The 19,000-nt window shown below is 71.1% G+C and carries 15 protein-coding genes and 2 pseudogenes; 6 read left to right on the forward strand and 11 right to left on the reverse strand.

Going from position 1 to position 19,000, the window contains the following annotated elements:
• Positions 1–69: 69 nt before the first annotated feature.
• The 5 genes and pseudogenes from ACVDFE_RS39025 to ACVDFE_RS39045 form a co-directional block, all read right to left on the reverse strand.
• On the reverse strand, positions 70–1,998 hold the full coding sequence (locus ACVDFE_RS39025; protein WP_458433935.1) for a hypothetical protein: 1,929 nt from the start codon (positions 1,996–1,998) through the stop codon (positions 70–72).
• Positions 1,999–2,019: 21 nt separating this feature from the next.
• Positions 2,020–3,528 carry an alkaline phosphatase D family protein gene (locus tag ACVDFE_RS39030; protein WP_458433936.1) on the reverse strand — a complete coding sequence of 503 codons (1,509 nt, stop codon included), beginning with the start codon at positions 3,526–3,528 and terminating at the stop codon, positions 2,020–2,022.
• Between the two features lie 217 nt (positions 3,529–3,745).
• A complete protein-coding gene (locus ACVDFE_RS39035) occupies positions 3,746–4,144 on the reverse strand; it encodes a DUF4233 domain-containing protein (RefSeq protein WP_360399451.1) in 399 nt (132 codons plus the stop codon).
• On the reverse strand, positions 4,141–5,478 hold the full coding sequence (gene folC / locus ACVDFE_RS39040) for a bifunctional tetrahydrofolate synthase/dihydrofolate synthase (RefSeq protein WP_458433937.1): 1,338 nt from the start codon (positions 5,476–5,478) through the stop codon (positions 4,141–4,143). The genes ACVDFE_RS39035 and folC overlap by 4 nt, the downstream gene beginning before the upstream one ends.
• Positions 5,479–5,481: 3 nt before the next feature.
• Positions 5,482–8,110: pseudogene (locus tag ACVDFE_RS39045) on the reverse strand (valine--tRNA ligase).
• An 85-nt stretch (positions 8,111–8,195) separates the two neighbouring features.
• Here ACVDFE_RS39045 and ACVDFE_RS39050 point away from each other — a divergent pair.
• Both ACVDFE_RS39050 and ACVDFE_RS39055 read left to right on the forward strand, forming a co-directional pair.
• Positions 8,196–9,083, forward strand: coding sequence for a hypothetical protein (locus ACVDFE_RS39050; protein WP_458433938.1), 888 nt, complete (start codon positions 8,196–8,198; stop codon positions 9,081–9,083).
• Positions 9,084–9,232: 149 nt separating this feature from the next.
• Positions 9,233–11,521 (forward strand): FdhF/YdeP family oxidoreductase, encoded by a 2,289-nt coding sequence (locus tag ACVDFE_RS39055; RefSeq protein ID WP_360399463.1) that lies wholly within the window; start codon positions 9,233–9,235, stop codon positions 11,519–11,521.
• Here the strand turns inward: ACVDFE_RS39055 and ACVDFE_RS39060 are convergent, their stop codons facing one another.
• From ACVDFE_RS39060 to ACVDFE_RS39075, 4 genes are all read right to left on the reverse strand, one after another.
• Positions 11,522–11,683 (reverse strand): hypothetical protein, encoded by a 162-nt coding sequence (locus ACVDFE_RS39060; protein WP_360399466.1) that lies wholly within the window; start codon positions 11,681–11,683, stop codon positions 11,522–11,524. It lies immediately after the preceding gene.
• Positions 11,684–11,708: 25 nt separating this feature from the next.
• Positions 11,709–12,266 (reverse strand): winged helix-turn-helix domain-containing protein, encoded by a 558-nt coding sequence (locus ACVDFE_RS39065; RefSeq protein WP_458433939.1) that lies wholly within the window; start codon positions 12,264–12,266, stop codon positions 11,709–11,711.
• Between the two features lie 70 nt (positions 12,267–12,336).
• A complete protein-coding gene (locus ACVDFE_RS39070; protein ID WP_360399472.1) occupies positions 12,337–12,828 on the reverse strand; it encodes a hypothetical protein in 492 nt (163 codons plus the stop codon).
• A 47-nt stretch (positions 12,829–12,875) separates the two neighbouring features.
• Entirely contained in the window at positions 12,876–14,390 is a 1,515-nt protein-coding gene (locus ACVDFE_RS39075; protein ID WP_458433940.1) for a phytoene desaturase family protein, read from the reverse strand.
• 64 nt (positions 14,391–14,454) lie between these two features.
• Here ACVDFE_RS39075 and fdhD point away from each other — a divergent pair, with 64 nt between their 5' ends.
• From fdhD to ACVDFE_RS39095, 4 genes and pseudogenes are all read left to right on the forward strand, one after another.
• Complete coding sequence (gene fdhD / locus ACVDFE_RS39080) at positions 14,455–15,282, forward strand: formate dehydrogenase accessory sulfurtransferase FdhD (protein ID WP_360399478.1); 828 nt, start codon at positions 14,455–14,457, stop codon at positions 15,280–15,282.
• Positions 15,283–15,319: 37 nt separating this feature from the next.
• A pseudogene (locus ACVDFE_RS39085) lies at positions 15,320–15,994 on the forward strand (CaiB/BaiF CoA transferase family protein); the annotation flags it as partial.
• Between the two features lie 76 nt (positions 15,995–16,070).
• Complete coding sequence (locus ACVDFE_RS39090) at positions 16,071–16,427, forward strand: CoA transferase (RefSeq protein ID WP_458433941.1); 357 nt, start codon at positions 16,071–16,073, stop codon at positions 16,425–16,427.
• Positions 16,428–16,434: 7 nt separating this feature from the next.
• Positions 16,435–17,316 carry an alpha/beta hydrolase gene (locus ACVDFE_RS39095; RefSeq protein ID WP_360399484.1) on the forward strand — a complete coding sequence of 294 codons (882 nt, stop codon included), beginning with the start codon at positions 16,435–16,437 and terminating at the stop codon, positions 17,314–17,316.
• A gap of 3 nt (positions 17,317–17,319) precedes the next feature.
• On the opposite strand, the gene ACVDFE_RS39100 is transcribed toward ACVDFE_RS39095, so the two are convergent.
• Together ACVDFE_RS39100 and ACVDFE_RS39105 are read right to left on the reverse strand one after the other, a co-directional pair.
• Positions 17,320–17,898 carry an RBBP9/YdeN family alpha/beta hydrolase gene (locus tag ACVDFE_RS39100; RefSeq protein ID WP_458433942.1) on the reverse strand — a complete coding sequence of 193 codons (579 nt, stop codon included), beginning with the start codon at positions 17,896–17,898 and terminating at the stop codon, positions 17,320–17,322.
• Positions 17,874–18,938 carry a hypothetical protein gene (locus tag ACVDFE_RS39105; protein ID WP_458433943.1) on the reverse strand — a complete coding sequence of 355 codons (1,065 nt, stop codon included), beginning with the start codon at positions 18,936–18,938 and terminating at the stop codon, positions 17,874–17,876. The genes ACVDFE_RS39100 and ACVDFE_RS39105 overlap by 25 nt, the downstream gene beginning before the upstream one ends.
• Between the last annotated feature and the right edge of the window lie 62 nt (positions 18,939–19,000).

A 19,000-nucleotide genomic window follows, 5' to 3' on the forward strand; every position in this document is an offset into this window, starting at 1 on the left:
GCAGGGTTGCTGCACGAAACCACGAGAAACAGGGGGAAACAATACGTCGGGGCGTGCAAACATTTGCGGTCAGCGGGTCGGGCGGTGGTAGGTCGGCACCACGTGCAGCGGGTGGACGCCCCAGTCGGTGATCGCCTGCAACGCGAGCTGGCCCAGCCCGACCACGTTGTTCGCCGCCGCCGGGGCCTCCAGCGTGGGCAGGCCGTTGAACTGGGTGTTCGCCGACGGCGCGGGGGACGCGGAGGCGATCGCGACCGGGTCGCCGTCGAAGAGGCCCTGCACGGTCAGCAACACGTACGGGTCCTGCTTCAGCTCGTTCTCCAGCTGCTCGACGAAGATGTGCTCACCGCGTTTCGCCGCGGCGAACACGCACCGGCCGAGCCGTTCGAACGCCTCCCGGCACGCCTCCGGTGTCGCCGCCGCCAGCGCCTCCTCCTCGCTCACCCCGGTGAGCACGGTCTTGGTCCCGGTCGTGGCGTCGCCGTAGCGGTTCGGGATCAACAGCTCGCCGGTGTCCTGGTCGAGCAGCACGAAGTCGCGGAACCGGTGGCCCGGCGAGTGGGCGCGGGTCAGCACCCCGGAACCGAGCCGGCTCGACAGCGCGTCGTCGGGCAACCGCCAGTACGTCCGCTGCTCCCCCTGCTGCAACGCCACGCAGCCGCCGACCGGGATGCCCGGCACCGCCGTGGCCAGCTGCCCGCTGAACTGCGCACGCACCTCGTCCGCGAGGCTCTCCGGCGTGCCCGGCGCCTCCGTCGTGCCCGCGTGGCGGTGGAAGGTGACCGCCATGTCCAACGGGTGCGGGCCCCATTCGAGCGCCGCGTGCAGGACGAGCTCACCGATGCCGCGCAGGTTCTCCGCCGTGACGGGCGCCCTGATCCCCGGACTGCCCTGGAACGGCGTGTTCTCCGAGGGCGCCGGCGAGCACGAGACGAGCACGACGTCCTCGCCCTCGTGGTGCTGCATGCTCAGCACCGCGAACGGCTCCGACCGCCCGACCTGGTGCGTGATCGGTTCGATCGTGAGGTACTCGTTGCGGCCGTCGGCCATGTCGGCCAGCCGCCCGAGGCCGCGGTAGGCCTCCTTGAGCGCCTCGGGCGTGACCGCCGCGTACGCCTCGTCACGGGTGACCGGCTGGAGCCGGGTGTGGACGCCCAGGGAGGCGCCGTCGGTCATGAACCGGTCCATCATCAGGGCGGTTCCGGTGCGCTCGTCGACCACGAGCACCTCGCGGAACCGGGCCTCGCCGTGTGGGGAGCGACCCAGGGTGCCACGGCCGAGCCGGTGCGGCACGGCCTCGCCGACCAGCTTCCAGTAGGTGGTGCGTTCGCCGATCTGCAGCGCGATGTGGCCGTTGACCGGGAGGCCGCACTCGGCATTGACGAGCTGGGAGTTGAACACCGCGTCCACCTCCGGCGGGAGCTGCGGCGCCGGTGGTGCCACGAACGCCGGGTCGACCCGTGCGGTGCTCACGAGCTGGTGCATCAACCGGCGCACGCGCGACAGCGGGTGGTCGGGGAAGCGGCTGTCGAACCGCGGGTCGTCGCCCGCGTGGAACGGCAGCCGGCCCTGCACCTGCGGCGCGTACGGGTGCGGCAGGACCCAGCGCTGGAACCCGATCTCGGCGGCCAGCACACCCTCGCGCACGCCGGTCGTGCCGCGTTCCTCCGCCACCAGCGACAGCACCGCGTGCGCGTTCACCCCCTGCACGGTCAGCGAGAGGCCGAACGCCTGGCCGGGCCGGTTCCCCAGCGGCACCTTGGCGATCTGCAGCAGCGCGGGCACGTCGCCGAGCCGGACGACCTGCGCCTCGACGAGACAGCCCGTCGGGGCGTAGCGGACCGCGAGCTCACGCCGCAGCCCCTGCAGGTCGTCCAGCCCCACCGGCAGGTCGGCCGGGCCGTCGTAGACGGTCAGCGCGAGCCGGTCACCGCCTCCGTGGAGCCAGGAGTTCTCTTCGTGCTGCTGGAAGCCGGTGGTGTCGAACGTGATGGGCACGCACCAACCCTATTGCGATCTTCAGCGCGCGTTGAGCGTTGTGGACCAGAGCGCTGCGCCGGATGCGTCACGCAGCCACACCGTGAGCTCGTTCCGGTCGGCCCTGACCTCGCCGAAGTGCTGGAAGGCGTCGAGCGGGCTGGTGTTCGCGGCGGGCGGTGCGTGCACGAACACGGCTTCGGGACCGAAGGTCGGGTCGAGCGTGTTGGGGCCGAACGCGCCGGAGTGCAGCGGGCCGGACACGAACTCCCAGAACGGGTCGAAGTCGCCGGCGGCGGCCCGCTCCGGCGAGTAGTGGTGGGCGGCGGTGTAGTGGACGTCCGCCGTCAGCCACACCGTGTTGCGCACCCGGCGCCGCTTGAGCTCGCGCAGCACCCACGCGATCTCGTGCTCGCGGCCGTTCGGTGCGCCGGGCAGGCCGTTCGCCACGCCCTCGATGTCGGTGCCGTCCGGCACGGTCAGCCCGATGGGCAGGTCGGCGGCGATGACCTTCCACGTGGCGGTGCTGCGCGCGAGACTCTCGACGAGCCACTTCGCCTGCGCCGCATCGAGGATCACGCCCGGCTGGTCCTTCGGCGCGGTGTTGCGGTCCTTGTAGGTGCGCATGTCGAGCACGAACACCTCGACGTTGCGGCCGTAGGCGAACTTCCGGTAGACGCGGCCGTCCACGGCGCGGTGGCGGTCGATCGGCATCCACTCGTGGAACGCCTGGAACGCCCGTTGCGCCAGCACGTCCACGCGCTTCTCGGTGTACTGCGGGAGGTCGAGGATCTCGCCGGGGTACCAGTTGTTCGTGACCTCGTGGTCGTCCCACTGCGCGAAGACGGGAACCTCGGCTGCGAACCGCTTCACGTTGTCGTCGAGCAGGTTGTAGGCGAACTGGCCGCGGTACTCGTCGAGCGTCTCGGCGACCTTGAGCTTCTCCGGCGTCACGACGTTGCGCCAGACCCGGCCGTCCGGCAGCGTCACCGACTCCTTCAGCGGGTTGTCGGAGTAGACGCTGTCCCCGCTGTGGATGAAGAAGTCCGGGCGGCGGTCGGCCATCGCGCGGAAGATCGGCATGCCGCCGATGTCGGGGTTGATGCCCCAGCCCTGGCCAGCGACGTCACCGGACCACACGAACCGCACCTCGTCACGGCCCAGCGGCGCGGTGGTGAAGCTGCCGGTGACCGGTGCGCTGCGGGTGCGGCCGTGCAGGTCCTCCGCCGTCACGCGGTAGTAGGCGCGGCGGCCGGGCAGCAGGCTCGACACCCGGACGTGGCCGGTGCCACCGGTCTCGGGCGTGAGCAACGGGCCGCGGATGCGCCGGGAGAAGCGGAACCCCGGGTCGTTCGACACCTCGACGAGCATCCGGGAGGGGCGGTCGGCGCGGGTCCAGACGATGCCACCGTCCCAGGTGACGTCACCGGACTGCACGCCGTGCGTGAGCAGCGGCCGGTCGGTCTTCGCGAGGCCGGCTCCGGTCGGCACCAGCGCTGCCGCCGTGCCCAGCGCGCCTGCCTTGAACAACGTGCGTCGGTCGAAGGTCATGCGCGGTTTCTAGTCGCCGGTTCTGACCACAGCCCCAACCGCGGGTGAACTTCGTTCCGGCCGGTGTGCTTGACCACCAGCCAGCGGCCGGGCCGGCAGCTGCCGCGGCGACTGCGTGGCCCGCGCAGACGGCGCTCGGCCGGTCATGACCCGCCGCCTTCACAGAAAGAGGACGAATTCGCGGGGGCCGCGAACTCGTCCTCTCACCGGTCCTTCGTCAGCCGGCCTGCTGCTGCTGGGACGGCAGCCGTCCCTCGGCCATCCGCTTGAGCAGGTCCTTGCGCAGCCACAGCAGGTACGCCCACACCAGCGCGAAGATCACGCCGATCACGCCGAGCGCGGGCAGCAGGACCCACGTCGCGATCAGCAGCACGTGCAGGCCGATCAGCACGCCGATGGCCCACGGGCGGCGGACGAACGCGCACAGCGCGATGAAGGCGACGATGAAGCCGAACGTCACCCAGCCCACGAGCGAGGTGACGCCGCCGTGCAGCTTCGCGATGACCGGCAACGCCAGCGCCACGACGATGACTTCGAGGATCAAGGTGCCCGCCATGATGCCGCGGAACGCCTTCATCGGGTCCTTCTTCGGTGCCGGCACCGGGTTCTCGCTCATGCCGGTTCCTTTCCGAACAACGCGCGGGCCTCACCGGCGGTGACGACGGAGCCGGTGACGATGACACCGCCGCCGGACAGCTCGTCCTCGGTGAGGTGGATGGCCTCGTCGATCGCGTCGACCAGGCGGGGACGGACCTCGAAGCGGTCCTCGCCGAAGATCGGCACGGCGAGACCGGCCAGCACGTCCGGGTCCATGGCGCGCGGCGACGAGTTCGTGGTGATGACCAGTTCGGACACCACCGGTTCGAGCGCCGAGAGGATGCCCTCGGCGTCCTTGTCCGACATCACGGCGACGACGGCCACGAGCTTGCGGAACCCGAACTCCGACTCCAGCGCCTTGGCCAGTGCCGCGGCGCCGTGCGGGTTGTGCGCGGCGTCGACGAAGACGTTCGGCGCAGAGCGGACCCGTTCCAGCCGGCCCGGTGAGACGACCGTCGCGAAGCCCTCGCGGATCGCCTCGACGTCGAGCTGCCGGTCGGTGCCCGCGCCGAAGAACGCCTCGACCGCGGCCAGCGCCAGCGCCGCGTTCGCCGCCTGGTGCTCCCCGTGCAGCGGCAGGAAGATGTCCTCGTAGACCCCGCCGAGGCCCTGCAGCGTCACGAGCTGGCCGCCGACGGCGACCGAGCGGGAGACGACGCCGAACTCGCTGCCGAAGCGCGCGACCGTGGCGTCGACCTCGGCCACGCGTTCCAGGACGACCCGCATCGCCTCGGGCGTCTGCTCGCCGATGACGGCGACCGAGCCGGGCTTGATGATCCCGGCCTTCTCGGTCGCGATGTCCTCGATCCGGTTGCCCAGGTACTCGGTGTGGTCGATCGAGATCGGCGTGAGGATCGCGATCTTCGCGTCGGCGATCGAGGTCGCGTCCCACGTGCCGCCCATGCCGACCTCGACGACCGCGACGTCGACCGGTGCGTCGGCGAAGGCGGCGTAGGCCATGCCGGTGAGCACCTCGAACTTGCTCATCCGGATCTCGGACCGCGCGTCCACCATCGCTACGTACGGCTCGATGTCGCGGAAGACCTCGACGTAGCGCTCGGGGCTGATCGGCTGGTTGTCGAGGCTGATCCGCTCGGTGGCCAGCTGCAGGTGCGGGCTGGTGTAGCGGCCGGTGCGCAGGCCGATGCGCGTGAACAGCGCGTCGACCATGCGCGACGTCGACGTCTTGCCGTTCGTGCCCGTCAGCTGCACGACCGGGTAGCTCGTCTGGGGGTCGCCCAGCACGTGCGCCAGCGCCTTGATCCGGTCCAGCGACGGCTCGAGCTTGGTCTCGGGCCAGCGCTGGTTGAGCTCGTTCTCGACGTCGAGGAACTCGTCGAGGTTGGTGTCCATCGGTTACTTCTCCGGCAGCGCGGCCAGGCGCTCGTTGATGCGGGTGATGTCGGCCTCGGCGGTGGCCTTGCGCTCCTCGATCTTGGCGACGACGTCGGCCGGCGCCTTGGCGAGGAAGCCCGCGTTGCCGAGCTTGCCCGAGGTCTGGGCGAAGCTCCTTCTGCGCTGCCGCGAGGTCCTTCTCGAGGCGCTTGCGCTCGGCCACGACGTCGATCGCGCCGGACAGGTCCAGCTCGACCTTCACCGCTCCCCTGGGCAGGCCGACCTCCAGCGTGGCGGAGACGGTGAAGTCCTCGCCCGGCTCGGTCAGGCGCGTCATCGAGCGGACCGACGGCACCTGGTCGGTCAGGCCGACGCAGCACGCGCCGCGGACCTTGCCCGCGACCTTCTGCCCCGGCTTGAGGCCCTGCTCCGAGCGGAACCGGCGGATCTCGGTGGCCAGCTTCTTGAGGCCCTCGACCTCGGCCTTGGCGTCCGCGTCGCGCTCGGCACCGGAGGCCTGCGGCCACGCGGCGACGACGAGCGACTCCTCGCCGGTGAGCGTGGTCCACAGCGTCTCGGTGATGAACGGGACCGCCGGGTGCAGCAGGCGCAGCAGCGTGTCGAGGACGTGGCCCAGGACCGACTGCGTGGCCTCGACCCGGCCGTCGGCGATCTGGACCTTCGCGATCTCCAGGTACCAGTCGCAGAACTCGTCCCAGGTGAAGCTGTACAGCGCCTCACAGGCACGGGAGAACTGGAACGCCTCGAAGTTCGTGTCCACCGTGGACACGAGGGCGTCGAGCTCGTCGAGGATCCAGCGGTCAGCCGCCGTCAGCTCGTCGCGGGCGGGCAGCGGGCGGGCCACCGTCGCACCGTTGGAGAGGGCGAACCTGGTGGCGTTCCACAGCTTCGTGGTGAAGTTGCGGGAGCCGGCCGCCCACTCCTCGGCGACGGCCATGTCCGAACCGGGGTTCGTGCCGCGCAGCAACGTGAACCGGGTGGCGTCCGCGCCGTAGCGCTCCATCCAGTCCAGCGGGTCGATGCCGTTGCCCTTGGACTTCGACATCTTCTTGCCGTGCTGGTCCCGGATGAGACCGTGCAGGAAGACGTGGTCGAACGGCTGGACCTCGTCCATCGCGTACAGGCCGAACATCATCATCCGGACGACCCAGAAGAACAGGATGTCGTAGCCGGTCGACAGAACGCTGGTCGGGTAGAACTTCTTCAGGTCCTCGGTGGAGTCCGGCCAGCCCAGCGTCGAGAACGGCCACAGGCCCGAGGAGAACCAGGTGTCGAGGACGTCCTCGTCCTGGCGCCAGCCCTCACCGGTGGGCACCTCGTCGTCGGGTCCGACGCAGACGACCTCGCCGTTCGGGCCGTAGTAGACCGGGATGCGGTGGCCCCACCACAGCTGGCGCGAGATGCACCAGTCGTGCAGGTTGTCGGTCCAGTCGAAGTAGCGCTTGTTCAGCTCGGCCGGGTGGATCTTGGTGCGGCCGTCGCGGACGGCGGCGGACGCCTTGGCCGCGATGCCCTCGACCTTGACCCACCACTGCAGCGACAGCCGCGGCTCGACGACCGTGTTGCAGCGCGAGCAGTGCCCGACGGAGTGGACGTACGGCCGCTTCTCCGCCACGATCCGGCCCTCGGCGCGCAGCGCGGCGACGATCGCCGGGCGCGCCTCGAAGCGGTCGAGCCCGAGGAACGGGCCGGGCACGGTGATGGTGGCGCGGCCGTCCATGACCGTGAGGTTCGGCAGGCCGTGGCGCTGGCCGATCTCGAAGTCGTTCGGGTCGTGCGCGGGCGTCACCTTGACCGCACCGGTGCCGAACTTCGGGTCGACGTGCGCGTCGGCGACGATCGGGATGCGGCGGCCGGTCAGCGGCAGCTCGACCTCGGTGCCGATCAGGTGCCGGTAGCGCTCGTCGTCGGGGTGGACGGCGACCGCGGTGTCACCCAGCATCGTCTCGGCGCGCGTGGTCGCGACGACGATCGACGCGTCCCCGTCGCCGTAGCGGATCGAGACGAGCTCGCCCTCGTCGTCGCTGTGGTCGACCTCGATGTCCGACAGCGCCGTCTGGCAGCGCGGGCACCAGTTGATGATCCGCTCGGCCTGGTAGATCAGACCGTCGTCGTACATCTTCTTGAAGATCGTCTGGACGGCGCGCGACAGCCCCTCGTCCATGGTGAAGCGCTCGCGCGACCAGTCGATGCCGTCGCCGAGCCGCTTCATCTGGTCGAGGATCTTGCCGCCGTACTCCTCCTTCCACTCCCAGACGCGCTCGACGAACTTCTCGCGCCCGAGGTCCTGCCGCGACAGGCCCTGCTTCGCGAGGTCGCGCTCGACGGCGTTCTGCGTCGCGATGCCGGCGTGGTCCATGCCCGGCAGCCACAGGACCTCGTAGCCCTGCATGCGGCGGCGGCGCGTCAGGGCGTCCATCACGCTGTGGTTCATCGCGTGGCCCATGTGGAGGCTGCCGGTGACGTTCGGCGGGGGCAGCACGATCGTGAACGGCGGCTTGTCGCTCTTGACGTCCGCCTCGAAGTACCGCCGGTCGACCCACCGCTGGTACAGCTCCGCCTCTACCTCCGCCGGAGTCCACGCGGCGGGGAGGTCAGGACGCTGGGTTGCGGTGTCGAGTTCAGTCACAGCTGACAAGTCTACGGAGGCGTGGCTATCGACTTACACCGAGATACCTGCTAACGGACGGGCGAGCCCCTAAGATCCGCGGGCTGTGAGCATTCCTGGGGGAATCGAAGACCATCCCGACCTGAAGGACGACGCCTGGCTCCGCGCGGCGAACAGACGCGCGAAGCAGGACATCCGCAGGCAGCGCAGACAGGCCCGCATGCGCAGGCACGGCGGCAAGGTCGTGTCCGCGGTCGCGCTCGTCGTCATCGTCGGCGTGGTAGTGGGGCTGTACAGGGCGGGCACGTTCGGCGAGCTGTCGATGCCGGACCTGCGGGGTTCCCACAAGGGCGTCGACACCGCGCAGCCGTACGCGCGGACACCGGCCGAGAAGTGGGCCGACGGGGAGGCCGGGATCGTCGCGCCGGACCAGGACCCGCGGTACGCGCCGATCTACGAGGCGGCACGCAGGGCGATCATCGCCGCGCACCTGGACCCGAGGATGGTGGTCGAGCGCGACCGGACGCCGTTCCTCGCGCTGCTCGCACCCGAGGTCGCCGACCACTTCGAACCGGTGCAGGACACGGTCCTGTGGACGCGCACCAAGGCGGGCACGGCGTTGCTGCCGGTGCCGGTCAAGGTGGACGGGCGGATGTGGCCGGGCCAGGACGAGAACGGGCTGCCGGTCGTGCACACCAGCTACCGGTTCGCCTACGCGTTCGAACCGGGCGAGATGCGGAACTCGCTGTTCGAGCAGACCGACCTGCTCGCGATGGTCCGGGCGGACGTGGACTTCCAGCTCGACGCCGAGGGGCTGTGGGTCACCAGGGTCGACGGCTACCACTACCTGATGGCCTGCCAGGCGTCGAAGGACGGCTACCTGGCGCCGATGTTCACCGAGAAGCGGCAGCGGGACGACGGGGGCAGCGAGCGCGGGCCCGACGAGTGGTTCGCGTCCGACGCGCCGATCCCCACCGAGAGCGGATGCCACTGATCACTCGTTCAGAGGTGCCGATCGACCGTGACGGCGATCACAATTGACCGTCACGGACCGTTCAACCCCTTGGGGCCCGTGATGGCGACGCCGCCGCGTTCTTCGGGGGCGCTGGCGGCGCCGACGTCCATCGGCGTTGAATGAAGGACATGAGCAGCAAGCCTCCGCAGCACGACGTCGACGAGTCCGCGCTCGAAGTGTCCACGCCGAAGAGCTGGGCAGCGGGTGTTCCGGGTGTCCTCGTCTCGCTCGACCGCGCGGTCGAGCAGATGGGCGTGACCCGGACGGTCAAGACGTTGCGCCTGCTCAACCAGCGCGAGGGGTTCGACTGCCCCGGCTGTGCGTGGCCGGAGCCGCAGGGCCACCGCAAGATGGCGGAGTTCTGCGAGAACGGCGCGAAGGCCGTGGCCGAGGAGGCGACCAAGCGCCGCATCGGGCCGGAGTTCTTCGCCGCCCACTCCCTCGAGAGCCTGCGGACGAAGACCGACTACTGGCTCGGGCAGCAGGGCCGGATCACCGAGCCGATGGTCCTGCGCCCCGGCGCCACCCACTACACGCCCATCGACTGGGACGACGCGTTCACGCTCATCGCCGACGAGCTGACAGCGTTGTCAGCGCCGGACGAGGCGATCTTCTACACCTCCGGCCGCACCAGCAACGAGGCCGCGTTCCTCTACCAGCTGCTGGTCCGCTCGTTCGGCACGAACAACCTGCCGGACTGCTCGAACATGTGCCACGAGTCGTCCGGCTCCGCGCTGAACGAGACGATCGGCATCGGCAAGGGCTCGGTGTCGATCAAGGACTTCGACCTCGCCGACCTGATCGTGGTCATCGGCCAGAACCCCGGCACGAACCACCCGCGCATGCTCAGCGCGCTGGAGGACGCCAAGAAGAACGGCGCGAAGATCATCGCGATCAACCCGCTGCCGGAGGCGGGCCTGATGCGGTTCAAGAACCCGCAGAACGTCGCCGGCGTCGTCGGCCGCGGCACCGCGCTGTCCGACGAGTTCGTGCAGATCAAGGTCGGCGGCGACCAGGCGCTGTTCCAGGCGGTCGGTCACCTGCTGCTGCGGTGGGACAAGCTCGACAAGGCGTTCATCGCCGCGAAGACGCACGGGTTCGAGGCCTACGCCGAGAGCCTGCGCGAGCTCGACTGGGACCGCGTGCTCACCGCGACCGGCCTGACCCGCGAGCAGATCACCAGGGTCGCCGGCATGTTCGTCGACTCGCAGCGCACGATCGCGTGCTGGGCCATGGGCCTCACGCAGCACAAGCACAGCGTGCCGACGATCCGCGAGATCACGAACGTGATGTTCCTGCGCGGCATGATCGGCAAGCCGGGTGCGGGCCTGTGCCCGGTGCGCGGCCACTCGAACGTGCAGGGCGACCGCACGATGGGCATCTACGAGAAGATGCCGGAGAAGTTCCTGCTGGCGCTGGAGAACGAGTTCGGCATCTCCGTCCCGCGCAAGCACGGCTTCGACACCGTCGACGCGATCAACGCCATGCGCCACGGCCGCGGCAAGGTGTTCATCGCGATGGGCGGCAACTTCGTCAGCGCCACCCCGGACACCCCGGTGACCGAGAAGGCGCTGGAGCAGTGCTCGCTGACCGTGCACGTCTCCACGAAGCTCAACCGCTCGCACGTCGTGCACGGCCGCACCGCGCTGATCCTGCCCGCGCTGGGCCGCACCGAGAGCGACGTGCAGCACTCCGGCGAGCAGTTCGTGACGGTCGAGGACTCGATGTCGGTCGTGCACCGCTCGCGGGGCCGCCTGGCGCCCGCCTCCGACCGGCTGCTGTCCGAGGTCTCGATCGTCTGCCGGCTGGCGCGCAAGGTGCTCGGCGCCGCGCACCCGGTCGCCTGGGAGGAGTTCGAGAAGGACTACGACGTCATCCGCGAGCACATCGCGCGCGTCGTGCCGGGCTGCACCGACTACAACACGCGCGTGCGCCAGCCGGACGGTTTCGTGCTGCCGCACCCGCCGCGCGACTCGCAGGAGTTCGCGACGGCCACCGGCAAGGCCAACTTCACGGCGAACGAGCTGACCGTGCTGGAGGTGCCGGAGGGCCGGCTGCTCATGCAGACCCTGCGCAGCCACGACCAGTACAACACCACGATCTACGGCCTGGACGACCGCTACCGGGGCGTCAAGGACGGCCGGCGCGTGGTGTTCGTCAACCCGGACGACCTCAAGGCGCTCGGGTTCTCCGATGGCCAGATGGTCGACATCGTCTCGGAGTGGAAGGACGACCCGACGGGCGTCGTCGAACGCCGCGCCGAGTCGTTCCGGATCGTGTCGTACCCGACCGCGCGCGGGTGCGCGGCGACGTACTTCCCTGAGGCGAACCCGTTGGTGCCGCTGGACTCCAAGGCCGACATCTCGGGTACGCCGACCTCCAAGTCGGTGGTCGTGCGGCTGGAGCCGGCGGCCTGATCAGGCGTGCCGGACCCGGACGGACAGCCGTAACCGGCGCCGCTCGGGTTCGGCCGCGGGTTCCTGCTCGGTCTTCCTGACGAGCCGGCGCGCGGCGGCGTCGGCCTCGAAGTCCTGCTGACGGGACTTCGCGATTGCGAACACGTGGTCGTGCGGGATCATGCGAGCTCTCCTTCGAGTCGGTTGGTTACTCGGGTGCGACCGTGTGGCTCAGGAAGAACCGGACCGCCCGCGCGCCCTCGGGGCGCAGCCCGGGGTTCAGCTTGCGCTCGCCGTACTTCTCGAAGACGGCCCGCAGCTCCTCGACGAGGGCGACGGCCTCCTCGGGGGTGACGAACTTGACCGTGCCCTCGGTGCCGATCGCCGGGCGCCACTCCGCGGGCATCCGGTCGAACTGGCGCAGGCTCGACCGGATGCGTTCGAACTCCTGGTCCAGGTAGGCCATCGACGCCGCCTCGGCCGCGAGCGCCGCCTCACCCTCCAGACCCTCGGTCGAGATGGACTGGCGCTTCGGGACGATCTTCCACGGCTTCTGCCTGCCCGGCCCCTCGACCTCTTCGACGAAGCCGTACTTGGCCAGCATGTTCAGGTGGTACGAGCAGCTCGCGACGCTCTCACCGAGCACCGCCGAGCACTGGGTCGCGGTCTGCGGCCCCTGCTCGGTGAGCAGCTGGAGCACCTTCCAGCGGAACGGGTGCGACAGCGCCCGGAGCGCCTTGGGGTCGGTGATGGGAGCGTCGGTCATGACACGACGGTACGCGTATCAAGGAACCCTTAGCAAGGTTCCTTGATATAGAAGTCTTTAGATAGCCGCGTCACCAGTCCGGCGAGTTCCGGGCCACCGCCGTGACCAGCGGCAACGACTCGATGACCGGCACCCGCAGCAGCTCGGCGGGCACGTCGGGGTCACGCACCGGCTCGACCAGCTCGCGCAGCAACGCCCCCACGACGTCGTCCGCCGTCGAGTCGATCTCGTGCGCCAGGTCGCGCAGCTGGGCGGCGGCCTCGTTGAGCACGCGCGGGCGCAGGGGTTCTTCGAGCATCAGTGCCGCCAGCCGCAGGACCCGCCGGCTCGTGCGCAACCGCAGGCTGCGCGACGCCGACTCCGGGCCGCCGGCGAGCCCCAGCCGGCCGCGGGTGCGATCGATCCACGGCTCGACCGTCTCCCGGCGCCAGATCGGGCCGGACGCGAGCTCCGCGTCCGGCTCCGGGATGCCGTGCGAACGGCGCTTGCGCCACACCGTGACGAGCTGGCGGCTCAGGCCCATGGCGTCGGCGATCTCCGCGATCCCGTAGAAGTCCCCCACGGGCACCACTGTAACCAGAGATGACGACTCACGTCATCGAGAATGTCTCAGCCGCGTTCCAGCACAGCCCGCGCCGCGTTGTGGCCGCCGATGCCGCTGACCCCGCCGCCGCGCCGGGAGCCCGCGCCGCAGACGAAGACGTTGTCCACGTCGGTCTCCACGCCCCAGCGGCCGACCTCGTCCTCGCTCTCGGCGAACGGCCACGCGAGCTCGCCGTGGAAGATGTTGCCGCCCGGCAGGCCCAGCTCCTCCTGCAGGTCGAGCGGTGTGCGCGCCTCGATGCACGGCCTGCCGTCGGCGTCCACCGCCAGGCAGTCCTGCACCGGCTCGACGAGGTGGGCGTTGAGCTGGTCGAGGTAGCGCTCGACGAGCCGGTCGCGCAGCTCCTCGTTGCGGCCCTCGAACAGCGCCGCCGGCAGGTGCAGGCCGAACAGCGTCAGCGTCTCGTGGCCCGCGAGCGACGGGCCGAGGATCGACGGGTCGGTCAGCGAGTGGCAGTACATCTCGCCCGGCAGCACCGACGGCACCCGTCCGGCGGCGCTCTCCCGGTAGGCGGTCTCCAGCTGGTCGTAGGACTCGTCGAGGTGGAACGTGCCGGCGAACGCGAGCCGAGCGTCCACACCGGACTTGAGCGCGGGCAGCCTGCGCAGCAGCATGTTGATCTTCAGCTGGCAGCCGGGCGAGTCGTGGACCTCCTTGCCCCGCAACCGTCCCAGCACGGACGGGGCCACGTTCGACAGCACGAACCTCGCGTCCACCGAGGTGCCGTTGTACGCCACGGAGGCCGTCTTCCCGTCGGCTTCGACGGAGGTCACCTCGGCGCCGGTGACGATCTTCGCGCCGGCCGCGCGCGCCGCCCGTTCCAGCTCGGCGGTGACCGCTCCCATGCCGCCGACCGGGACCTTCCACTCCCCCGTGCCGTTGCCGATCACGTGGTAGAGGAAGCACCTGTTGGCCTGCAACGAGTGCAGCGACGAGTGCGTGCCGATCAACGCGTCGGTCGCGACGACCCCGCGCACCAGGTCGTTCTCGAACAGCTCCCGCAGCGTCGCGCCGATCGGCCGTTCGAAGACCTGCTCCCACACCCGGCCGCGCGCCACCGCGTCGACGTGCACGCGCAGGTGCTCGCGGGAGACCAGCGGCTCCAGCAGCGTCGGCGCCAGCGCGCGGGCCATCAGGTCGAGGTCGGCGTACCAGCGCTGCCAGCGCTCCCAGTCGCCGAGGTCACCGCACACCTCCTGGAACGACCGGGTGGTCGCCTCGCCCGGTGACCGCTCGACGAGCAGCCCGGACCCGCCACCGGGCGTGTAGGAGGACGCGGCCCGCGACCGCAGCGCCAGCCTCAGCCCGAGGTCGGAGACGATCCGGTCCGGCAGCAGGCTCACCAGGTAGGAGAAGCGGGAGAGCCGGGCGTCGACACCGGCCCACGGCGACGCGCTCACCGCGGCGCCGCCGACGTGCGGGAGCTTCTCCAGCACGGTCACCGACCGGCCGGCCCCGGCCAGGTACGCGGCGGCCACGAGCCCGTTGTGGCCGCCTCCCACGATCACGACGTCGTCCATGCCCCGAGATCCCTCCCACGTAGCCTGGTCGTGGGGAACATAGCGGTCCGAAGGAGAGGTGCACATGGGCCGAGTGACGGTGCGCCGGGCGGTCGAGCGGGTGTCGCCGGGTGACCGGCGGCGGCGGGTCGACGCGCTGGCCGCCGAGGAGCCGATGGAGCTGCGGGTCAACGGGCGGGCGCTGGCCGTCACGATGCGCACGCCCGGCCAGGACGTCGAGCTCGCGCACGGCTTCCTGCTCAGCGAGGGCGTGATCGGGGCCGCTCAGGACGTGTCGGTCGCGCGGTTCTGCGAGGGCACCGGGCCGGACGGGATGAACACCTACAACGTGCTCGACGTCGCGCTGGCACCCGGTGTCCCGGAGCCGGACACCGGAGTGGAGCGGAACTTCTACACCACGTCGTCGTGCGGGGTGTGCGGCAAGGGCGCGCTGGACGCGGTGAAGCTCAAGACCCGCTTCTCGCCCGCCGCCGACCCGCTGCGGGTCACCCCGGAGGAGCTGACGGCGTTCCCGGACGCGCTGCGGGCCAGGCAGAAGGTCTTCTCCTCCACCGGCGGGCTGCACGCGGCCGGGTTGTTCCGCGACGGCGAGCCGCTGGTCGTGCGCGAGGACGTGGGCCGGCACAACGCCGTGGACAAGGTGCTGGGCTGGGCGGTGCTGCAGGACCTGGTGCCGCTGACCGGGTCGGTGCTGATGGTGTCCGGGCGGGCGTCGTTCGAGCTGGTGCAGAAGGCCGCGATGGCCGGGATCGCGCTGCTGGCCGCGGTGTCGGCGCCGTCGTCGCTCGCCGTCGAGCTGGCCGAGGAGCAGGGCATGACCCTCGTCGGGTTCCTGCGCGGCGACTCGATGAACGTCTACACCGGCGGGGAGCGCGTCGTTGAGGCCGCTTGACGGCGTCGTGGTGGTGAGCCTGGAGCAGGCCGTCGCCGTGCCGTACGCGACGCGGTTGCTGGCCGACCTGGGCGCCCGCGTCATCAAGGTCGAACGACCCGGCAGCGGTGACTTCGCGCGGCACTACGACTCGGCGTGCGGCGAGGTGTCGTCGTACTTCGCGTGGACGAACGTCGGCAAGGAGTCGGTGTCGCTCGACGTCTTCCACCCGGACGGCCGGGCGTGGCTCGACCGGCTCGTCGACCGCGCCGACGTGCTGCTGTGCAACCTGTCGCCGCGGGTGTGGGACCGGCTGGGGCTGGAGCTGCCCGAGACGCTCGTGGTGGCCGAGCTGTCCGGCTACGGCTGGGACGGCCCGTACGCGGACCGCAAGGCGTTCGACGCGCTGGTGCAGTCCGAGGCGGGCCTGGTGTCGCTGACCGGCGAGGGCGACGTGAGGGCGCGCGCCGGCATCTCCGTGGCCGACATCGCGGCCGGGGTGCAGCTGCACGCGGCGGTGCTGGCGGCGTTGCTGCAGAAGGCGCGCACGGGACTGGGCACCCGGCTGCGGCTGTCGCTGTTCGACGCGCTCGCGGAGTGGATGCACCAGCCGATGCTCTACGCCGTCGGCACGGGAGCCGCCGCGCCGCGGTCGGGCGCGCACCACCCGAGCATCGCGCCGTACGGGCCGGTGGCCTGTGCGGACGGCGCGGTGCACCTGGCCGTGCAGAACGACGGCCAGTGGCAGCGTCTCAGCACGCTCATCGGCCTCGCCCCGCAGGAGAGGTTCGCCACAGTGCAGCTCACGGGTGGAGCACCGCGGCGAGCTGCAGGCACTGCTCGAACGGGCGTTCGCGGACATGACCGCCGCACAGCTGCTGGCCGCGCTGGACGAGGCCGACGTGCCGGCCGCACTGACCCGCTCGATCACCGAGCTGCCCGAACACCCGCAGCTCAGCGCGTGGACGGACGTCGCGGTGCCCGGTGGTTCGGTGCGGATGCTGCCGCCGCCGGTGCGCGGCTGGGAGTGGTCACCGGGTGCGGTGCCCGCCCTCGGCGAGCACAATGACCGCGTGCTCCGCTGGCTGGGATGCTCCGACGAGGAACTGACCTCGTTGCGCGCGCGTTCCGTCTTCTGGAAACGAGGACAGGAACCTGCGCGATGAGGTGAGCATGGGGGAACCGAACCACCGCCGTCGCCGCACACTGCTGGCGGCTGTCGGCGTCGTCGTCGCGATGGCCGTCGGCACCGCCGTGTACGTCTCCGCTCACCGCGCGGCGCAGCACCAGGTCGCCACCGCCAACCGCGTCGCCACCAAGTCCGGCGCGAAACCCGCCATCCGCTTCGAGCGGGTCTACTCGTCCGCGCGCCGCCGTGAGATCACGCTCGCGTTCTTCACCCCCACGAACAAGGCTCCGCGCGGCCTGCCCATGTCGATCCTGCTGCACGGCCTGCACGGCAGCGCCCGCGACGCCGCGGTCGGCAGCCTCGCCGAGAACCTGGCCGATGCCGTCGCCAAGGGCTCGGTGCCCGCGTTCGGCTTCGTCGCGGTCGACGGCGGCGACAACTACTGGCACGAGAACGTCCCCGGCGACGACCCGATGAAGATGCTGCTCGACGAGGTCCCCACCTGGCTGCACGACCGCGGCTACGGCGACCCGTTCGCGATCACCGGGGTCTCCATGGGCGGTTTCGGCGCGCTGCTGTACGCCCGCCGCAGGGCCGAGCGCGGCGACCCGGTCACCGCGGCCGCCGCCATCTCCCCGGGCCTGCTCACGTCGTGGCCGGAGATGGCCAAGCGCAGGGCGTTCAAGAGCGAGGCCGAGTGGGCCGCGCTGGACCCGCTGCGGCACCCGCGTGCGACCGGCCCGACCGCGCTGGGCGTGTGGATCGGCGACCGCGACCGGTTCATCGTGGGCACGCGGCAGTTCATCCGCGACGAACGGCCCGAGGTGGGCACGGTCAAGCCCGGCGGGCACGACGACGGCTTCTACCGCAAGATCACGCCGGACGTGGTCCGGTTCCTCGCCAAGTACGCGAAGCAGGCCGTCTAGCACCTAGCGGGGCGTCAGCGGCACCGTCTTCGACCGGACCCACTTGAGCACCGCCGGCCACTCGCCGTAGCCCGCGTCCACGTTGATGTGCCCCGCACCCGGCACCACGTCGACCTCGATCCGCAACGACTCCGCGAGCTGCTTCCCGGCCGCCACCGGCAGGTACGGGTCGCCCTCGCCGAGCACCAGCCGCGTGTCGGTGGCCGCGCGCCGCAGCCCGGCCGGGTCGAGCGGTGCCGGGAAGAACGTCTTGATGGCGGGCTCGGGGTAGTCCGGGGCGGGCGGGGCGACCAGCAGGACGCGGTCGACGTGCGCGATGCCCTCGCGGGCCGCGTGGTGCAGCCACAGGTAGCAGCCCAGCGAGTGGGCGATGACCACCCGTTCGCGGTCGGCCGGCGCGGCTTCGAGGTGGGTGTCGAGCTCCCGCAGCCACGTGGTCAGGTCGGGCTGGTCGGGGTCGCTGAAGTGCGGCATGTCGACCAGGCCGCCGTGTTCGGCGACCGCGTGGGCGAGCTTGCTCTGCCAGTGTTCGGGGCCCGAACCGGTCCAGCCGTGGATCAGGAGCACGTGGGGCAGCGACATGGCACCACCCTAGTGGCCGCCGGGTACGGGACGTGCCTGCTCTCCTGCTGGAAGCGGCGGTAGAAGCCGGTCATCAGCTCGGCGGTCGGCGCGTGGCGGACGAGGACGTCGGCGACCTGCCGCGGCACCCCCGCCGGACGCTCCCCGCGGGCGCACGCGCGCAGGAACGCGCTGTGCTCGGCGCCGCGGTGCCCGTACAGCTCGGCGGTCAGCCAGAGCACCAGGTGGGTGGCGGCGTAGTCGCGGTCGTAGCCCTGGTGCCCGGCGAAGAAGTCCGCCTCGTCCCGGGCCAGGTCGAAGTCCGCGGTCAGCGCGAGACCGAAGTCGGCGAAGTACAGCCGTTCGCCGTCGGTCAGGACGTTGCGGAAGTGGGCGTCGAGGTGCAGCAGGCCGCGGGCGTTCATGGCGGCGATCCCGGCCGCCAGCTCCCGCTCGACCATCGCGCAAGCGTTCGCGGTGGCCTCGGCGCCGGCGCGGACCTGCTGCCGCAACCAGTCGTGCAGGTCGTGCGGGAAGTGCTCCAGGAACAACGCGATGCTCGCCGTGGAGTCCCGCAGCGCCTCGATCCGGTGCCGCGCCGCCGGCGTGTCCTCCCAGTAGGCCACCGCCCCGTCGACGTCGGCCAGCTCGTCGGGCAGCGACTGCCCGGGGTGCGGCAGGACCCGCCAGTGGTGCAGCAGCGGGAAGCCCTCGTGGTCGCCCGCGAGCACCCAGTCCGTCGTCAGCTCGTGCACGGCGAGCTCGCGCCAGGCACCGAACCCCGGCGCGCCGACGAGCCCGACGCCGTAGTGGCAGAAGGCGGGCAGGCCGAAGAGGTTCGCCGTGGACCGGACGTGCTCCGGCCGCAGCTCCAGCTCGGTCAGCGGCACCCGTTTGACGAAGACCGGAACCCCGTCGACGTGCAGCAACGCCGACGTCCCGCCGATCCCCGCCCCCAGCGGCCTGGCCGCGGCCACGAGAGCGGCCAGCTTCTCGTCCCCGAGACCGGCCAGCGCCGTGGACACGGCCCCGTGAGCGGCCACCCGCGCGTCGAACGACATCCCGATCCCCCCGGAAACGCGAAAGGGCGCCGGTGAGCTCACCGGCGCCCTTCTCACGAGCG

This window comes from Lentzea chajnantorensis (genome assembly GCF_054300775.1).

Bases quoted from the DNA above. Each gene is read 5' to 3' on its own strand.
- ACVDFE_RS39060 (WP_360399466.1), bottom strand. From the start codon at position 11,683: ATGATCCCGCACGACCACGTGTTCGCAATCGCGAAGTCCCGTCAGCAG.
- ACVDFE_RS39095 (WP_360399484.1), top strand. From the start codon at position 16,435: ATGGGGGAACCGAACCACCGCCGTCGCCGCACACTGCTGGCGGCTGTC.
- ACVDFE_RS39075 (WP_458433940.1), bottom strand. From the start codon at position 14,390: ATGGACGACGTCGTGATCGTGGGAGGCGGCCACAACGGGCTCGTGGCC.
- ACVDFE_RS39105 (WP_458433943.1), bottom strand. From the start codon at position 18,938: ATGTCGTTCGACGCGCGGGTGGCCGCTCACGGGGCCGTGTCCACGGCG.
- fdhD (WP_360399478.1), top strand. From the start codon at position 14,455: ATGGGCCGAGTGACGGTGCGCCGGGCGGTCGAGCGGGTGTCGCCGGGT.
- ACVDFE_RS39035 (WP_360399451.1), bottom strand. From the start codon at position 4,144: ATGAGCGAGAACCCGGTGCCGGCACCGAAGAAGGACCCGATGAAGGCG.
- ACVDFE_RS39065 (WP_458433939.1), bottom strand. From the start codon at position 12,266: ATGACCGACGCTCCCATCACCGACCCCAAGGCGCTCCGGGCGCTGTCG.
- ACVDFE_RS39100 (WP_458433942.1), bottom strand. From the start codon at position 17,898: ATGTCGCTGCCCCACGTGCTCCTGATCCACGGCTGGACCGGTTCGGGC.
- ACVDFE_RS39055 (WP_360399463.1), top strand. From the start codon at position 9,233: ATGAGCAGCAAGCCTCCGCAGCACGACGTCGACGAGTCCGCGCTCGAA.
- folC (WP_458433937.1), bottom strand. From the start codon at position 5,478: ATGGACACCAACCTCGACGAGTTCCTCGACGTCGAGAACGAGCTCAAC.
- ACVDFE_RS39030 (WP_458433936.1), bottom strand. From the start codon at position 3,528: ATGACCTTCGACCGACGCACGTTGTTCAAGGCAGGCGCGCTGGGCACG.